The following is a 16822-nucleotide window of genomic DNA, read 5'->3' on the forward strand; positions in this document are numbered from 1 at the left end:
CCCACCCCGGCGGAGACAAACCCCCGCCCACCACGGGGGACGCCCCGATCCCATTCTACCGGCCGGAAGTCGCGCCAAGGCCGCAAAAGCCGAGTTGTCCACAGCGGACACAAGTTGTGGACAACTCCTGTGGACAAACCGAAACCCTTGCGCCTCCCACCGGAGGAGCAGGCACGCTTGTCCCCGTGGAAGACGACGAACTTCTCTCCATCGGCGAGCTGGCCCGGCGAACCAAGCTGTCCGTCAAGGCGGTCCGCTACTACTCCGACCTCGGGCTGGTCCCCACCAACGGTCGGGATTCGGCCGGACGTCGGCGGTACAGCCCGGACGCCGTGAAAAGGCTCGGCGTGATCCGGACTTTGAGAGCGCTCGGCGTGGGGCTGAAGACCATCCGAGCCGTCGTCGGACACGAAGCCGAGCTGAGCGAGGTCGCGGCCGGAGAGGCTCAGGCGATCGGCGAAACGATCAAAGTGCTCCAGTTGCGGCGCGCGGTTCTCCTGGCCGTCGCGCGCAACGGGGTCGGCTGGGAGGAAGTCGAGATGGTGCATGAGCTGGCGGCAATGTCGGTGCAAGAGCGGCGGAAGCTGATCGGTGAGTTCCTCGACGAGGTCTTCGGTGGCCTCGACGCGCCACAAGCGGGCATCAAACGCACCCTCACCCCGGAGCTGCCCGACGAGCCCACCCCCGACCAAGTCGACGCCTGGGTCGAGCTGGCCGAGCTTACCCAGGACCCGGACTTCCGCGCCGCACTCCACGACCTGGCCGCCGCCCAGCCCCGCACGCGGATCCCGGCCAAAGACGTCATCGCCGAAGTGGCCGGGATCAACCAAGAAGCAGATCCCAGGGGACCGGAAGGCGCCCAAGCCCTCCGGCGCATCAACCCGACCCGGCAAGACCTGGCGCGCATCAGACAAGCCCAAGACCCCCGCCGTGACCGCTACCTCCGGCTACTCGCCACCGTCAACGGCTGGGCCGCACCAACGCCACTCACGCCGGCCCTCGAGTGGTTCGAAAGGGCCACCCGCCATCACTCGCCGAACTTGCTCGCCAAGTAGCCCTTCACCACGTGCTTGGCCTCCGCCACGATCCGCTCGTCGCCCTGCGGGTCGCGGCGGAAGGCCAGCTTCAGCAGTGCGTCGGCGGTCTCGTTGGCGATGGCGATGGCGAACCGGAGCTCGTCCGCCGGGCGGTCGACCTGCACGCGCAGGATGTCCACCAGCGAGTCGACGATCACGGAGTTGTTGTCGCGCTCCTCGTCGAGGAGCTGGACGTCGATGACGTCACCGAAGTGGACCTTGGAGAAGCCCGGGACCTCGCGGTGCATCCGCAGGTAGATGTCGAGCACTGAGTCGACGATGTTCCACCAGTGCTCGGGGTTGAGCTCCTTCAGCCGCTCGTTCACGGCGGCCACGAAGCGCTCCAGGTTGCGCTGCGTCAGCGCCTGGACGACGGCCCGCTTGTCGGGGAAGAACTGGTACAGCGAGCCCACCGCGACGTTCGCGCGTTTGGCGATCAGCGTGGTCGTCAGCGCGTCGTAGCCGAGCTCGTCGATGAGCTGCGCGCTGGCGTCGAGCATCTGCTCCACGCGCTTGGCGCTGCGCTGCTGCACGGGCTTGCGCCGCAGCGGAGTGGTCTCCGCCTGGGTCTCCGACACTGTCGTTCCTCGGTCCTTCTCGCTTCCCTGTTCCGCCGGTGCCGGCGGAACCACTCGTCTGATCTGGGACTTTAGCGCCCTTGTGGGCTTCCCCCTGGACGAGTGACGACCTAGCATATGAGAAATTTTCACGTTCACCCGACCGGGTGGCCGGATGAGAAAGGTGTGTTCCGCCGGTGGACTATCCGACCTTCCCGCCCGAATTCCTGTGGGGTGTCTCGACCTCGGCGTTCCAGATCGAAGGCGCCACGGCCGAAGCCGGCCGCGGACCGTCCATCTGGGACACCTTCACCGCGACCGACGGCAAGATCGCCCGCGGTGAGGACGCCAAGGTAGCGGCGGACCACTACCACCGCTACTCCGAAGACATCGCCCTGATGGCGGAACTCGGGGTGGGCGCCTACCGGATGTCCATCGCCTGGCCGCGCATCCAGCCGACCGGCACCGGCAAAGCATGCGCCGAAGGCCTCGCCTTCTACGACAAGCTCATCGACGACGTCTGCGCCGCCGGCATCGCGCCCGCCGTCACGCTGTACCACTGGGACACGCCCCAGGCACTCGAAGACGACGGCGGCTGGCTCAACCGCGACACCGCCCAACACTTCGCCGAATACGCCGCCATCCTCGGCGAACGCTTCGCCGACCGGGTGAAGCTGTGGATCCCGCTCAACGAGCCCATGGTCATGTCGATCTACGGCTACGGCATCGGCGAGTACGCGCCCGGCCGGTTCCTCCTGCTCGACGCCCTCCCGACGGCCCACCACCAGAACCTCGCCCACGGCCTCGCCACCCAGGCGCTGCGGGCCGCCGGTGCCGAGAGCGTCGGCACGGCCAACAACCACTCACCCATCTGGCCCGCCGACGAAGACGACGAAACCGAAGCCGCCAAAACCTGGCTCGACGCCCTCCTCAACCGCACCTTCGCCGACCCGGTCCTGCTCGGCAGCTATCCCGAGCAGATCCACCCCCACCTGCCCGGCGGCTTCGAAAAAGACCTGACCACGATCCACCAGCCGCTCGACTTCTACGGCGTCAACTACTACGAGCCCCAAGGCGTCGCGGCACCCGGCGAGGGGAATCCCCTTCCGTTCGAGCTGCGCCCGGTCGAGGGTTACCCGGTGACCACCAACGACTCGCCGATCGTGCCCCAGGGCCTGCACGAGCTGCTGGTGTCGTTCCAAGACCGCTACCGAGAGCACCTCCCGCCCGTCTACATCACCGAAAACGGCTGCAGCTTCGCCGACGCACCCGACGAACACGGCCAGGTCCACGACCCCGAACGCATCGACTTCCTCGACGGCCACCTCCGGGCCCTGCGCGAAGCGATGGACGTCGGCGTCGACGTGCGCGGCTACTTCGTCTGGTCCCTGCTCGACAACTTCGAGTGGTCCAAGGGCTACGCACCCCGCTTCGGGCTCGTGCACGTGGACTACGAGACTCAGCGCCGCACACCGAAGGACTCCTTCGCCTGGTATCGAAAGCTGGTCCGCCATGAGTGACACGACCACCAACCGGCTTCCGGCGGCGCTGGCCGAACCCGTCGCGCGGGTGCGGCCGGGCTGGATGAGTCTGCTGTTCTTCGCGAACATCGCGATGTGGCTGGGGATCTACGCGCCGATCCAGGTCCTGCTGCCGCAGCAGGCCGAGCTGCTCGACGCCGCGAACAAGGAAACGGTGTTCGGCGTGGTCACGGGCGTCGGCGCGGCGGTGGCGCTCGTCGCGAACCCGCTGGTCGGCCTGCTGTCCGACCGCACGGTCTCGCGCTTCGGCCGCCGCCACCCGTGGACCGTCCTGGGTGCCGTCCTCGGCGCGGCCGGGCTGCTGGTGCTGGCCGAGGCGCCCAACGTCGTCGTGATGACCATCGGCTGGTGCCTCGTGCAGGCCGGGCTCAACGGCATGCTGGGCGCCACGCTCATGTGCGGCATCGCCGACCGCGTCCCGGTCGGGCAGCGCGCGCAGGTCGGTGGGCTCGTCGGCATCGCGCAGATGCTCGGCACGGTGCTCGGCGCCGTGGTGGTCGTGGTGATGCTCGACGTGGCGGGCCTGCCGCTGGGGTACGCGGTGTGCGCGGTGATCGTGCTCGGCGGGGCCGGCGCGTTCGTGTTCCGCACGCCCGACGCGCGCCTGCCCCGGGAGTTCCGGTCCAGCACGCGGTTCCGGCGGTTCCTCAACGACCTGTGGGTGTCGCCGAGCAAGCACCCGGACTTCGCGTGGGCCTGGGGCTGTCACTTCATGATCAACCTGGGCAACGCGTTCGGCACGCTGTTCCTGCTGTTCTTCCTCAAGGACGCGGTGCACTACCCGTCGCCGGAAGACGGGCTGCTCATCATGATGGGCCTCTACGGCGTGGCGCTGGTGATCGGCGCCGTGCTGGCCGGGCACTTCTCCGACAAGTCGGGCCGCCGCAAGCCGTACGTCCTGGCGTCCTCGGCCGTGATGGCGATCGCCGCGCTGCTGCTGGTGGTGTGGCAGACGTGGCCGGCGGCGCTGATCGCGTCGCCGCTGCTGGGCATCGGGTTCGGCGTGTACATGGCCGTGGCGCTGGCGATGCTCACGCAGGTGCTGCCGGTCGCGCAGAACCGGGCGAAGGACCTCGGCGTGGTGAACATCGCCGGTTCGCTGCCCCAGGTCGTGGCACCGCTGCTGACGACGCTGATCCTCAAGTTCCTCGGCGGCTACCCGGCGCTGTTCGGGGCGGCGGCGCTGGCGACGGTCCTCGCGGGTGTGCTCGTCACGCGAGTGAAAGCCGTGCGGTGATCAGTCCGGTAACCAGAGTGGTAATCGGGCAAACCCGATAACTCCGGGAAGTGGAACCGCGGGCCGGTGCCGGTCGGGGGAGGGGAGTGCAACGGCACCGGCCCGCGGAGTTTGTGGTCGTAGCCAGGGAGTTGGCCCGGCTGCGATGATCTTCAACCTAGCGGCGGATTTCGCCGTCCGCTAGAGCTTGCCGTGATAATTTTCGATTAATCGCGATGGGGACTGGGGTAACCGGGGCTGGTTCGCCTCGCTCGGGGGGACGGACGAACCAGCCCGCGGCCACGGCGAGAGTGCCGGTGCCGGTCCGACCGGGGCAGTCGGGTCCGGCGCTCGCTCGCCTGATCGGGATCAGGCCGTGACGGCCCGGGGGTTCACCAGCGCGTGGCGGCCGGTGGTTTCGGCGGGCGTCGCGCGCCGCGCCTGGTTCGGGACGCGGCGACGGCTCGCACGGCCCTCGTCCTGCGTGCGGGCCTGCGGAGCGAGGCCGCCGGCGACGAGGTGCTCGTGCGCCACCTGCCACACCGAGCACGGCGCCTTGCAGCGGTGCCACCGGGTCGAGCACGTGGGGCAGTCACCACGCTCGTCGGGCTCGTGGGCCTGCAGCATCGCCCGCCAGCCTTCGGTCAGGCGCGGCAGTTCGGAGCGGGCCACCGAAACGAGCGACTGGGCGTCGGCGCGGGTCGCCAGGTCGGACAGCATGTCGAGGCGTTCCCAGACCGCGTTGCGGAGGACCTGCCCGAGTACCTGATCCATGGAGAGCTCACCGTTACCTTTCCGCCATTTTGGCGGCTTCGTTGAGAGCGGCCCTGAGCTGGCCGAGCTGACCGGATGTCAGGCGAGCGGTCTCACCGGGAGGCGAAACGACGACGACCTGGTCGTTCTCCACGAACACCGTCACCGCGCGCTCGCGGCTGATGAGGTCGCCGCACTGCACGCGCCACACCAGCTGTCCGCCTTCGTAGTGACGGACACCCGCGGTGCGGGGGTCGGCCGCGGCGGAGGGGGTGACCGGCCGGGTCGCGGTCGCGATTCCCGGCACGCCCGGGGCGGGCCGCAAGGGCCGCATCGCGGTCCCGGCATGTCCTCCTGCGAGCGAGTCAACGAACTCCACTGGCCCTCCACCGCTCTCTCGTCCCTGTGTGCACCTTGCGAGATGCACATCCGCGTCGTCGCCGGTCTCCCGGTCTTCGTCGCTCTCCGTGATCGCTACCGGTGTCCGGGCGGTGACGGAGATCTGACAACTACAGTGAAGTGAAACCGAGTGCGATAGAAGGTCGAAACCGCGTCATAGCGGTGACCGGGCGGGGTTCCACGGTAAGCGGTCAGTGGAGTTCGGCCGGGCCGATCAGACACACTGTCTGCTCGATTCACATGCTTCTCGAGGTGTGCTTAGTCTGCTTCCGACGCCCAACGGACGGTGAGGGGTCGTTATGGACGCCAGTGCTGGCGACAGTGTTTCCGGTGGCACCGATGCCCGGCAGGGCAGCCCGGTTCCGCCCGATGCCTGGGAACAGCCGGAGATGCGCTCGGCGCTGGCGGCCCGGGAGGTCAGCGCGGTGTACCGCCTGTTGCGCAAGCACGGTGTCTCGCAGCGCCAGATCGCCGCGATGACCGGCCAGTCGCAGTCCGAGGTGTCGGAGATCCTCAAGGGTCGCCAGGTCATGGCCTACGACGTGCTCACGAGAATCGCCGACGGCCTGGGTGTCCCCCGTGGATACATGGGTCTCGCGTACGACGAGACCACGGCGATACGGGTCGTCGGTTCGTCCGATGGCCGGCAGGCTGAGGAGGACGAGTCCGTGAAGCGACGGAGGTTCCTCGCGCACGCCGCCCAGGTCACGATGGGCGCGGCGGTGTTCGGTCAGGAATCGGGGACGTGGTCCGCGGCCCCCGCGCGAACGCCCGCACCCGGGCGCATCGGCACGACCGACGTCCGCCAGGTGGAGGCGGCGACGAGGGCGCTTCGCGCGCTCGACTACCAGTACGGCGGCGGGTTCTGCCGCGACGCCGTGGTGGCGCAGCTGTCCTGGGGCCAGCAGATGCTCGAGTCCACCGCGACCGAAGCGGTGAAGCAGCGCCTGTTCGTCGCGCTCGCCGACCTGCACAGCCTCGCCGGCTGGACCTCGTTCGACACCGGCCTGATGGACTCCGCCCGCGGCCACTTCGCCAACGCGCTCGACCTGGCCAAGCAGGGTGACAGCCACCCGCTCGTCGCCAACGTCCTCTACCGCATGGGCCGCGTCTACCTGCACAACGACGCCCCCAACGACGCGCTGAAGCTCTTCCAGCTCGGCCAGATCGCCGCCCAGGAGTCGGGTTCCGAGCTCGCCGTCGCGGTGCTCTGCGCCAACGAGGCCTGGGCCTACGCGATGATGGGCAACGAGGAGCAGGCCACGAAGCTGCTCGGCCGCAGCAAGGACGAGTTCGCGCGCGCCGACATCGCCAACGCCGAGTCGTGGGTGAAGTTCTTCAACGAGACCGACGTCTACGCGATGACCGGCACCGTGCACACCGTGCTGGCGCAGAAGAACCCCGAGCACACCAAGTACGCCATCCCGGCCCTGACCAGGGCCGTCGACTCCTACACCGACGACATGGCGCGCAGCAAGACGTTCATGCTCAGCGCGCTGGCCACCAACCACCTGCTCGACGGCGACCTCGACCACGGCGCCAAGGTGGGCAGCAAGGCCATCGACTACGCCGAGAGCATCAAGTCGGAGCGCGTGAAGGACCGCCTGCGCCCGCTGCAGGTGGAGGCCGAGCGTCGACGCAACAACGGTGACGCCCGTGATCTCGCCGACCGGCTCAAGATCTTCTACGCCGCCTGACGTCGGCGGCCGGTTCACGCCCGCGAAGCTGCGGGAAGCGCTGACCGAAACGTGCGCGTTGCTGGGCCTGGACCCGGCCGGCGCGCGGCTGCTGCGGTTCACCAACAACGCGGTGTACGTGCTGGCCACGGCCCCGGTCGTGGTCCGGATCGTCGGCTCGACCAGGCTTCGGCACCGCGTCGGCACGGTCGTGTGCGTCGCGGAGCACTTCGCGCGCCATGACATTCCCGCGATCCGCCTGCTGGAAGGCATCGGCCAGCCCATGCACGCCGGGGCGCACCTGGTCACGGCGTGGCACGAGGTCCCGTCCGTCGGGCGCCCGCCCACGCCTGCCGACCTGGCCGGGCTGCTGCGCCGGGTCCACGCGCTGCCGCCGCCCGCCGGCCTCGCCGAGTGGGCGCCGTTCGACGCGGTGCGCGCCCGGGTGTCCGACGCCGAGGAGCTCGCCGACGACGACCGCCGGTTCCTGCTGGAGCGCTGCGCCGAGGTCGAGGCGCAGCTGGCCGAGCTGGACTTCCCGCTGGCCAGAGGCTTCGTCCACGGCGACGCCTACCCCGGCAACGTGATTCCCGGCCCGGACGGCCCCGTGCTGTGCGACTTCGACTCGTCCTGCGTCGGCCCGCCGGAGTGGGATCTCACGCCGCTGGCCGTGGGCCGTGAGCGATTCGGGGACCCGCCGGGCCGCTACGAGGAGTTTTCCCGCGCGTACGGCTTCGACGTCACGGCCTGGTCGGGCTTCGCGGTGCTGCGCGCCGTGCGCGAGCTGAAGCTCACCACCAGCGTGCTGCCGATCCTGCGCAGCCACCCGCAGGTGCGCCCCGAGCTGCACCGCCGTCTCGACGACCTCCGCCACGGCCGCACGGCCACCGGCTGGACGCGCTACCGCTGACCGGTACGAGTGGCCCGCGCCACATTCATGAGCCGCTGCACGTGCATTCGACGCCTGAAGAGGACCACTCGTCGCTTCCCCGAAGATCGCTTGCGGGGTCTCCGCGCCAGTAGAAAATTCGGTGCGGCCGATCGCCTCTAACGGAGGACTGCTACTCCCGTGGTGCAACTTGCAGCTACGTGCGGTGAGAACCAACGGGTAGCGGGCTGGGAAACAGTGGGATTTCGAGGAAATCGGCTTCAGGAGACCGCGACCGGCGCCCGTGTCAGCACGACGGCGAAGCCGAACGCCAACCCCATCACCGTGAGCTCGAGCGTCGCCCACGACGCGATCGCCGTGCGGTTGTGGCGCACGATCTGAGGCATCAGCCGCCAGCGCAGGTTGGCCGCGAGCAGCGCGATCACCCCGGTGCACGCGATCTTCAGCAGCACCAGCTGCCCGTACGGCGTCGTGAACACACCCGCCCAGAAGCTGATGGTCGGGTTGGCCAGGATCTCGACCGCGCCGTTGAACACGCCGGTCACCGCCGAGACGGCCAGGCACAGCGTCGCCAGCTTGGAGAACCGCGGCAGCGCGTGGGCCAGCAGCGTGCGGTTCGTCGCGAGCAGCACGATCATCGCGCCGAGGCCGCCGCACCAGGCGACGGCGCTCATTACGTGCAGCTCCATCGAGATCATCGTGTAGTCGTGCCACGACGAGTTGGACGCGTGGCCGGTCACCGGCAGCGGCAGCAGCGCGAACATGCCGACACCCACGCGCACCTCGGCCGGCACCTTCTCGCCCTGGCGCAGCGCGAGGAACCCGAGCCCGGCGTGCAGCAGCGCCAGCACCGCGACGATCACCAGCGCCTTGCCCGCGCCGACTTCGGCGATGTACGCGCCGATGTCGCTCGCGGTCAGCGTCGACTTGCCCGGCTTGTACTCCGCGGTCTGCAGGATCAGCGCGACCACCGAGCTCGCCGACCAGATGAGCGCGGCGGCGACGGCGGCCGGCCGCGCCCGACGCATGATCGGCTCGGTGAGCTTCGGCCGGTCGTAGCCGACCATCACCGAAAGCAGGCCAAGCCCGATCGTGGCGACCGCGGCCAGATCCATCAGTACGCGCACGATCGGGATGGCGGCCGAGACCACCTCGCTGGGCTCCACCACACCCGGGATGGGTGCCGACGCCGTGAGCGCGACGCCGATCAGCGCGCCCAGCAGGCCCGCCGTGACCACGCAGAGCAGCGTGGACCAGCGGACGGTCGAGGTGGTCTCGGCTCTCGTCACTGCTTCGTCTTCTCCTGGCTCGGCTCACGCCCGGTGCGCAGCGCGACGGTGAGCCCGATCGCGAGCAGCACCACCGCGCCCGCGATCCAGACCCAGATGGGAATCCCGGTCGAGCTGGACGTCGAGGACGTCGCCGACGTACCGGCGGCCGGTGCCCCGGACGCCTTGGCCGCGTCGACCTTCGCCGGCGTACCCGAGCCCGCCTTGGTGAGGGTGAACGGGATCTCGCCCGACACTGGGTGCCCGTCGGCCGACAGGATCCGGTAGCCGACCGTGTACTTGCCCGCCGGGCCGAGCGGCCGAAGCGGTGCGCTGATCACGTTGTTCTCCACGGTCACCGGGCCTTCGGCCCACTGGTTCCCGTCGGGTCCGGTCACCGCGATCTGGTTCACGTCGGCGTTCTGCACGTACTGGTCGAACGTCAGCGTGACCTTCGCCGGACCGGTGGCCAGCGATGCGCCGTCGGCCGGGTCGGAACTGATCAGCACGTTGTGCGCCAGCGCCGGGGTGGCCGTGCCCAGCAGGGCCACCCCGGTCATCGCCAGCGCGAGGAGCGCTTTCCGCATTTACTTGGTTCCTTCGGTGTTTCCGGTGCGCCGCGAGCGCGTGATGGCTCCGACGCCGAAGCCGAGCCCGAGCGCGCCGACGACGAGGCCGGCGCCGCCGAGCCAACGGGCGGTGCTGTCGGAGGAATCGACCGCGGCTGCCTGCGTTTCGGCGTTCGTGGTCGACGCGGTCATGCCGGCGTGCTCATCCCCGCCACTCTTGGCGGCGAGCTTGATGGTGGGCGCCGGGTGTTCCGGCTCCTCACCGCCGGCGGTCGCGGTTTCGTTCCAGGACACCACCTTGCCGGCCTCGTACGTCTGGATGGTTGGGAACTCGAGCTGGTCCACATTCGCCGGCAGCGGGCCGGCGCTGACCTCGAACTCCTGGAACTGGTTCTGCCCGATCTTGGTGCCGGTGTCGGCGGTCCAGACGACCTTGGTGACGGCTTCGGTGATCTTCGTGCCCGACGCGGTGGTCACCGGCTGGGGGAGCGTCGACTTGGTGACCTGCGCGGTCCAGCCCGGGATCGGCTTGGTGCTCACGCTGCCGATGCCGTACTCCGGCTTGAAGTCCACTTCGAGCCCGATGGTGCCGAGCTTCGCGTCCTCGTTGGGAACACGGAAGAAGATCGCGCCGTACCCGCCCTGGGTCGCCGGGGCGCCGTAGACGTTGGCGGTGACGTGGGCCGACGCGATGCCGGCGCCGAGCAGGCCGGTGATGCCGACGGTGGCGGCCAGCACACCGGCGCGCTTGAAGACGTGATGGGACACAACTGCTCCTGAACAGGGGGTGATCCGGTGGAGAGCCTTCGGGGGCTCCACCGGTGAGGGAAAAGGGAAATCGGGTTCAGGACAGTGCAGGAGGCCCGCGCCGGCCGCGGACGCGCCGCAGCTCGACGTCGAGGATCGCCACGGACCGCACGGGTCGCGGCGGGAGTGCCACGGCCGCGCCGGCGGGCACGGGCAGCGGCGGCGTGAGGAGCGGCAGGACCGCTCGCACCACGTGGAGCACGGCCAGCAGCAGCGCGTCGGCGCGGGCCAGCAGCAGGGCGGTGATGAGCGTGGCGACGGCGTGTGAAGCCGTCATCGTCCAGCCGCTCGCCCAGCCTGCGGCCGGGTGGCCGTCGTGGCCCGCGAGCGTGGTCAGCACCAGGTGCATCACCAGCTGGCCGGCGCCGAGCACGGCGATGGTCGCGAGGCGGCCGCGGGCCTTGCCCGCGAGCGCGGTGCCCGTCCAGCCGAGCAGGCCGGTGAGCAGGACCGTGAGCGCCGGGTCGGGCAGCCCGCCGTCGGCGACGCCGTGGGCGGTCACCGCGAGTGACGCCGAACTGGCCGCGAGCAGCCCGCCGCGCGCAGCGGCCAACGCGCCGCGGTGCCGGGTCCGGGTGCTCACGGACAGCAGTTTATCGGCACTCCGGCGGGTGATCGAGCGCTCCCGGCCTGTGAGCACGGTCTCGGTGAACGTTCAAGTAAATGCTGGTCGCAGCGTTGCGATCAGGTGACGACCGCCCGGCCAGGCCGCTCGCTTCGGTTGCCGATCGTCTCAGGATGCGAAACGGTGGTCTGACCAACGGTGAGACAGGAGGTTTGGTCCGCGGTCGTTCTGGGTAGTCACCCTCCCGGTTGATGAGCTACTCCGAACGGGTGACGTCTGGGGCTCCTCACTAGCGGCAGGAGAACGAATACGCATGAACCTCTTCGAGTACATCTCGGACCGGTGGGACCGGTTGTGGCTGCAGGCGTACCTGCACACGAGCATGGTCGTGCAGTGCACGATCCTCGCCGCCGTACTGGGTGTGGCGATCGGCATCGCGGTGTACCGCAGTCCCATCGGCTCGGCTGTCGCCACGGCGCTGGCCAGCACGATCCTGACCGTTCCCTCCTTCGCCCTCCTCGGGCTGCTGATCCCGCTCTCGGGGCTCGGCTCCACCACCGCGGTCATCGCGCTGGTGCTCTACGGCCTGCTCCCGATCGTGCGGAACACGATCGTCGGCCTCGCGGGCGTCGACCCAGCGGTGACGGATGCCGCGCGCGGCATCGGGATGGGCCGGTTCTCCGTGCTCACCCGCGTCGAGCTGCGGCTGGCGTGGCCCGCGATCCTCACCGGCATGCGCGTCGCGACGCAGATGCTGATGGGCATCGCGGTGATCGCGGCCTACGCGAAGGGCCCCGGCCTCGGATCCGAGGTCTTCTCGGGCCTCACCAACGCGGGCAGCGCCAACTCGCTCAACCAGGCCCTCACGGGCACCGTCGGCGTCGTGATCCTCGCGCTCGTGCTCGACGCCATCTACGTCCTGATCAAACGATTGACCGTACCGAGGGGGCTCCGTGGCTGAGCACGCTTTCGAAGACCACGCTGCCGACGACCATGTCTCCGGCGCCGAAATCGAACTGGAACACGTCACCAAACGCTATCCGGGCACGCGCGCGCCGGCCGTCGACGACTTCTCGATGGTGGTGCCCGCCGGCAAGATCGTCGTCCTGGTCGGCCCGTCCGGCTGTGGCAAGACGACCACGATGCGGATGATCAACCGGCTGATCGAGCCCACCTCCGGGCGCATCACGATCGGCGGCGAGGACGCGCTGAAGCTCGACGTCGACACCCTGCGCCGCCGCATCGGCTACGCGATCCAGCAGGCCGGGCTGTTCCCGCACTTCACCGTGGCGCAGAACATCGGCGTGGTGCCGGGGCTGCTCGGCTGGGACAAGAAGAAGGTCTCCTCGCGCGTCGAGGAGATGATGGACCTGGTCGGCCTTGACCCGGCCGACTTCCGCGACCGCTTCCCGCGCCAGCTCTCCGGTGGCCAGCAGCAGCGCGTCGGCGTGGCCCGCGCGCTCGCGGCCGACCCGCCGGTGCTGCTGATGGACGAGCCGTTCGGCGCCGTGGACCCCATCACGCGCGGCAATCTGCAGGACGAGCTGCTGCGGCTGCAGACCGAACTCAAGAAGACGATCGTGTTCGTCACGCACGACTTCGACGAGGCCGTGAAGCTCGGCGACAAGATCGCGGTCCTCGGCAACGGGTCGAAGATCCTGCAGTACGACACCCCCGACGCGATCCTCGCCAACCCGGCCGACGACACCGTCGCCGGCTTCGTCGGCGCCGGCGCTTCGCTCAAGCAGCTGACCCTGCTGCGCGTACGCGACGTCGAGCTGAAGCAGGATGCGCTCACCGCGGCCGAAGACGAAGACCCGGCCGACATCGCGCGCAAGCTCGACGACCAGCGCAAGCACTTCGTGCTCGTCCTCGACCGGCGCCGCCGTCCCACGCGCTGGGTGCACCGGCGCCAGCTCACCGCGGCGACCTCGCTCGCCGACGCGGGCAAGCCGTTGCGCGACATCGTGAGCCTGCAGTCGACGCTGCAGGACGCGCTGGAGGCCATGCTCGCCGAGGGTGGCTCGGTGCCGGTCACCGGCGCGCGCGGCGAGTTCGCCGGCACGATCGAGCTGGACACCGTGATCAACACGATCCAGCAGCTGCGCGACGAGCACGCCGACGATCACGAGACGGTCGGGGGTGTGACGCAGTGACAGCAGTCGTCGAAGCGGGCTTCTCCACCGAATCCGGCTCCCGCGGCGCGGAGCGCTTCCGCCTGTTCGCGCAGCCCATCGCCGTGGTCGTGCTGGTCGCGGTCACGCTCGGCTGGGTGTTCGGCACCGGCGTCACCGCCACCGAGGCGACCACGCTAAATGCCACTTCGCTGCTCACCGCGCTGCGCGACCACGTCGCGATGACGCTGGTCGTGGTGGTGCTCGTGGTGCTCGTGGCCGTGCCGCTCGGGGTCATGGTCACGCGGCGGTGGGCGCGGTTCCTCGCGCCCGTTTTCCTCGCAGTCGCCAACATCGGCCAGGCCGCGCCCGCGCTGGGTGTGCTGGTGCTGTGGTTCATCGTCACCGGCGCCGTCGGCGGGCTGTGGGTCGCGGCGCTGCCGCTGGCGTTCTACTCGCTGCTGCCGGTGCTGCGGAACACGATGGTGGGCCTGCAGCAGGTGGACCCGGCGCTGATCGACGCCGGGCGCGGCATCGGGATGTCCTCGTCGGCCGTGTTGTGGCGCGTGGAGTTCCCGCTGGCGATCCCGCTGATCCTGGCCGGTCTGCGCACGTCGCTCGTGCTGGCTGTGGGGACCGCGACGTTCGGGATGTTCGTCAACGCCGGTGGGTTCGGCCTGCTGATCGACACCGGCTACAAGCTCAACCTCACCAAGGTGCTGATCACCGGCTCAGTGCTGGCCGTCGCGCTGGCGCTGCTGGTCGACTGGCTGGGCGCGGTCGCGGAACAGTACTTCGGGCCGAAGGGGCTGCGCTGATGAACGTCCTCAAGAAGGCGGGCGTCCTCGCGGGGGCGGCGCTGCTCGCCGGGACGCTCTCGGCGTGCGGGCTCGACCTCAACACGTCCGTGCCGTACTCGATCCAGCCCGGTTCCATCCAGCCGATCCCCGGCGTGCAGGGTGTGCGCGTGGTGGTGGGGTCGAAGGACTTCACCGAGAACATCATCCTGGGCTACATGGCGGAGATGGCGCTGAGTGCCGCCGGCGCCGACGTCGTGGACCTCACCGACATCAAGGGGTCCAACTCGTCGCGCCAGGCGCTGCTCAACGGCCAGACCGACGTCACGTGGGAGTACACCGGCACCGGCTGGATCAACTACCAGGGCAACGAGCTGCCGGTGCCGGGCGGCGAGCAGGCGCAGTACGACGCGACCGCGAAGGCCGACGCCGAGAAGAACGGCATCACCTGGCTCAAGTACTCGCCGCTCAACGACCAGTACGCGTTCGCCACGACGGAGGCGTACGCCAAGCAGAACAACCTCAAGACCACCACCGACCTGGCGAACTTCCTCAAGCAGAAGCCCGACCAGGCGCGGTTCTGCCTGGAGACGGAGTTCACCAGCCGCCAGGACGGCTTCCCGGCGGCGGTCAAGGCGTACGGCTTCCAGAACCCGAAGATCGAGAACTTCGGCATCGGCACGATCTACTCAGCCGTGGCCAACGGCACGTGCCCGGTCGGCGAGGTGTTCACCACCGACGGCCGGATCTCGGGGCTCAACCTGCGCGTGCTGGAGGACGACAAGAAGGCGTTCCCGCAGTACAACGCCGCGGTGACGATGCGCACGGACTTCCTGAACCAGCACCCCGCGCTGCGGGGCCCGCTCGAGAAGGTGACCGCGGCGATCGACAACGAGCAGATGGTGCAGCTGTGCAAGCAGGTCGACGTCGACGGCAAGGACGCCGGCGTGGTCGCGCACCAGTGGATGCTCGACAAGGGGTTCATCAAGTAACCGGTCGGACGCGGGTCGTTCACTAAGGAATGCTAAGTTGCTCAGGATTCCTTAGTCGAGCGGCCCGCGTTCTGCCGGGCCGGGAGGAGGCGACGGCGTTGCCGAAGCTTGAGATCATCCTGGCGAGCACGCGACCGGGCCGGGTGGGCCTGCCGGTGGCGAAGTGGACGGAGGCCGCGGCGATCGAGCACGGCGGCTTCGACGTCGAGCTCGTGGACCTCGCCGTGGTCAACCTGCCGTTCTTCAACGAGCCGAAGCACCCGCGCCTCGGTCAGTACGAGCACCAGCACACGAAGGACTGGAGCGCGAAGGTGTCCGAAGCGGACGCGTTCGTCTTCGTGATGCCGGAGTACAACTACGGCTACAACGCCGAGCTGAAGAACGCCATCGACTACCTGCACAACGAGTGGAAGTACAAGGCCGTCGGCCTGGTCAGCTACGGCGGCGTCGCGGCCGGCACGCGCGCGGTGCAGCAGATCAAGCAGGTCGTGACGACGCTGCGCATGACCCCGGTCTTCGACGCGGTGTCGGTGCCGTTCGTGCAGCAGTTCATCAGCGACGAGGGCGAGTTCGTGCCCAACGAGATCGTGAAGACCTCGGCCAAGGCCATGTTCGACGAGCTGGTGCGGGTCACCGCGTCGCTGGCGCCGCTTCGCTCGGGCGACTGAGGGAATGGCCGTGGACCGGCAGGCGGAGGAAGCCCACCGCGTGTGCACGCGCTTCCACGCGGCGATCGAGCTGATCGGCACGCGCTGGACGGGCGCGATCCTGCGGGCGGTCTTCACCGGTCACCACCGCTACGCCCTGATCAAGGCCGCGGTGCCCGGCATCAGCGACACGATGCTGACGCAGCGGCTGCGGAAGCTGGAGGAGGACGGCCTGCTGGAGAAGCGCGTCCTCACCGCCACGCCGCTGCAGGTCGAGTACCACCTCACGGCGAAGAGCCAGGACCTGGAGCCGGTCCTCGACGCCGTGGTCGCGTGGTCGCACAAGTGGATTCCGCTGCCGTCTTGAGTCTGCTTGTCGAAACGGCCGAAGCCGGGCCGTTCACCACTTCGGGTGAGCGGCCCGGCTCGCGCTCAGACGCCGAGCCGGTGCAGCAGCTGTTCCTCCAGGGAGTCGAGCTCGCTCGCGACCGCGCGGTGCGCGGCCTTGCGCCGGGCGGCGGGCATCCGCTCGGCCGCGCGGACCGTGGCCGACAGCTGTTCGAGGGTGCCCTGGGTGTCGGTCGCGAACTTCGCGTCGGCGTCGGTGGCCTTGCTCGACTTCCTGAGCTCGCCCAGCCCCTGCACGAGACCGGCGATCCGCGCGTGCAGCGCGGCACCGCGGCCGGAGAACTCGCCGAGCTGGTCGACGGCGACGCCGAGCTTGCGCGCCTGGTAGCGGTCGTACATCTCCCGGGCCGCGCCCGCCGCGCGCACCGCGTACGGCGCGACGACCGGGATCACGGCCGGGCCGAGCACCTTGGCCACCGCGATCGCGTTCTTCGCCTTCTTCGGGGTGATCCGAGCTTCACCCGCGTCCTGCTTGGCCTTGCGCGCCATGGCCCACCTCCTGCTACTCGTCGGGGTCGAACTTACTGGTCCGAGCAGGGCCGGGCATG

At 69.5% G+C, this 16822-nt stretch carries 19 protein-coding genes; 11 read left to right on the forward strand and 8 right to left on the reverse strand.

The features are described from left to right. Positions 1–185 precede the first annotated feature (185 nt). The gene (locus ACQPXB_RS00495; protein WP_432849082.1) at positions 186–1055 is read left to right on the forward strand and encodes a MerR family transcriptional regulator; all 870 of its coding nucleotides are present in this window, start codon (positions 186–188) and stop codon (positions 1053–1055) included. On the opposite strand, the gene ACQPXB_RS00500 is transcribed toward ACQPXB_RS00495, so the two are convergent. Then, entirely contained in the window at positions 1028–1654 is a 627-nt protein-coding gene (locus ACQPXB_RS00500; protein ID WP_220245489.1) for a TetR/AcrR family transcriptional regulator, read from the reverse strand. The genes ACQPXB_RS00495 and ACQPXB_RS00500 overlap by 28 nt on opposite strands. 176 nt (positions 1655–1830) lie before the next feature. Here ACQPXB_RS00500 and ACQPXB_RS00505 point away from each other — a divergent pair, with 176 nt between their 5' ends. Both ACQPXB_RS00505 and ACQPXB_RS00510 read left to right on the forward strand, forming a co-directional pair. Next, positions 1831–3153, forward strand: coding sequence for a GH1 family beta-glucosidase (locus ACQPXB_RS00505; RefSeq protein WP_432849083.1), 1323 nt, complete (start codon positions 1831–1833; stop codon positions 3151–3153). Further along, positions 3146–4411 (forward strand): MFS transporter, encoded by a 1266-nt coding sequence (locus ACQPXB_RS00510; RefSeq protein WP_432849084.1) that lies wholly within the window; start codon positions 3146–3148, stop codon positions 4409–4411. Before ACQPXB_RS00505 ends, ACQPXB_RS00510 begins: the two co-directional genes overlap by 8 nt. Before the next feature lie 348 nt (positions 4412–4759). Here the strand turns inward: ACQPXB_RS00510 and ACQPXB_RS00515 are convergent, their stop codons facing one another. Beyond that, positions 4760–5164 (reverse strand): hypothetical protein, encoded by a 405-nt coding sequence (locus tag ACQPXB_RS00515; RefSeq protein WP_360598643.1) that lies wholly within the window; start codon positions 5162–5164, stop codon positions 4760–4762. A gap of 13 nt (positions 5165–5177) precedes the next feature. Continuing rightward, entirely contained in the window at positions 5178–5522 is a 345-nt protein-coding gene (locus tag ACQPXB_RS00520) for a hypothetical protein (protein ID WP_366586077.1), read from the reverse strand. 319 nt (positions 5523–5841) lie between these two features. Here ACQPXB_RS00520 and ACQPXB_RS00525 point away from each other — a divergent pair, with 319 nt between their 5' ends. Beyond that, positions 5842–7239, forward strand: a complete 1398-nt coding sequence (locus tag ACQPXB_RS00525; protein WP_366586079.1) for a helix-turn-helix transcriptional regulator — start codon at positions 5842–5844, stop codon at positions 7237–7239. After that, positions 7199–8128, forward strand: coding sequence for a phosphotransferase family protein (locus tag ACQPXB_RS00530; RefSeq protein ID WP_432849085.1), 930 nt, complete (start codon positions 7199–7201; stop codon positions 8126–8128). Before ACQPXB_RS00525 ends, ACQPXB_RS00530 begins: the two co-directional genes overlap by 41 nt. A 239-nt stretch (positions 8129–8367) precedes the next feature. Here ACQPXB_RS00530 and ACQPXB_RS00535 read toward each other — a convergent pair whose 3' ends face one another. The 4 genes from ACQPXB_RS00535 to ACQPXB_RS00550 form a co-directional block, all read right to left on the reverse strand. Further along, a complete protein-coding gene (locus ACQPXB_RS00535) occupies positions 8368–9396 on the reverse strand; it encodes a copper resistance D family protein (protein WP_432849086.1) in 1029 nt (342 codons plus the stop codon). Beyond that, on the reverse strand, positions 9393–9962 hold the full coding sequence (locus ACQPXB_RS00540) for a copper resistance CopC family protein (protein ID WP_432849087.1): 570 nt from the start codon (positions 9960–9962) through the stop codon (positions 9393–9395). The genes ACQPXB_RS00535 and ACQPXB_RS00540 overlap by 4 nt, the downstream gene beginning before the upstream one ends. After that, positions 9963–10712, reverse strand: coding sequence for a YcnI family copper-binding membrane protein (locus ACQPXB_RS00545; RefSeq protein WP_432849088.1), 750 nt, complete (start codon positions 10710–10712; stop codon positions 9963–9965). 76 nt (positions 10713–10788) lie between these two features. Continuing rightward, a complete protein-coding gene (locus tag ACQPXB_RS00550) occupies positions 10789–11283 on the reverse strand; it encodes a hypothetical protein (RefSeq protein WP_432857197.1) in 495 nt (164 codons plus the stop codon). A 346-nt stretch (positions 11284–11629) separates the two neighbouring features. On the opposite strand from ACQPXB_RS00550, the gene ACQPXB_RS00555 reads away from it, so the two are divergent. The 6 genes from ACQPXB_RS00555 (at position 11630) to ACQPXB_RS00580 (ending at position 16233) form a co-directional block, all read left to right on the forward strand. Beyond that, the gene (locus ACQPXB_RS00555) at positions 11630–12277 is read left to right on the forward strand and encodes an ABC transporter permease (protein WP_220245499.1); all 648 of its coding nucleotides are present in this window, start codon (positions 11630–11632) and stop codon (positions 12275–12277) included. Beyond that, positions 12270–13472, forward strand: coding sequence for an ABC transporter ATP-binding protein (locus ACQPXB_RS00560; protein ID WP_432849089.1), 1203 nt, complete (start codon positions 12270–12272; stop codon positions 13470–13472). The genes ACQPXB_RS00555 and ACQPXB_RS00560 overlap by 8 nt, the downstream gene beginning before the upstream one ends. Then, positions 13469–14248: an ABC transporter permease gene (locus ACQPXB_RS00565; RefSeq protein ID WP_386943744.1), complete on the forward strand. Its 780-nt coding sequence runs from the start codon at positions 13469–13471 to the stop codon at positions 14246–14248. Before ACQPXB_RS00560 ends, ACQPXB_RS00565 begins: the two co-directional genes overlap by 4 nt. Next, positions 14248–15219: a glycine betaine ABC transporter substrate-binding protein gene (locus tag ACQPXB_RS00570; protein ID WP_386943742.1), complete on the forward strand. Its 972-nt coding sequence runs from the start codon at positions 14248–14250 to the stop codon at positions 15217–15219. Before ACQPXB_RS00565 ends, ACQPXB_RS00570 begins: the two co-directional genes overlap by 1 nt. A 98-nt stretch (positions 15220–15317) precedes the next feature. Continuing rightward, a complete protein-coding gene (locus tag ACQPXB_RS00575; protein ID WP_366586095.1) occupies positions 15318–15887 on the forward strand; it encodes an NADPH-dependent FMN reductase in 570 nt (189 codons plus the stop codon). A gap of 10 nt (positions 15888–15897) precedes the next feature. Further along, positions 15898–16233, forward strand: coding sequence for a winged helix-turn-helix transcriptional regulator (locus ACQPXB_RS00580; RefSeq protein WP_366586097.1), 336 nt, complete (start codon positions 15898–15900; stop codon positions 16231–16233). A gap of 65 nt (positions 16234–16298) precedes the next feature. Here ACQPXB_RS00580 and ACQPXB_RS00585 read toward each other — a convergent pair whose 3' ends face one another. Next, a complete protein-coding gene (locus tag ACQPXB_RS00585) occupies positions 16299–16763 on the reverse strand; it encodes a DUF6474 family protein (RefSeq protein WP_366586099.1) in 465 nt (154 codons plus the stop codon). Positions 16764–16822 lie beyond the last annotated feature (59 nt).

The organism is Amycolatopsis sp. CA-161197, from assembly GCF_050942255.1.
Lineage (GTDB): Bacteria > Actinomycetota > Actinomycetes > Mycobacteriales > Pseudonocardiaceae > Amycolatopsis.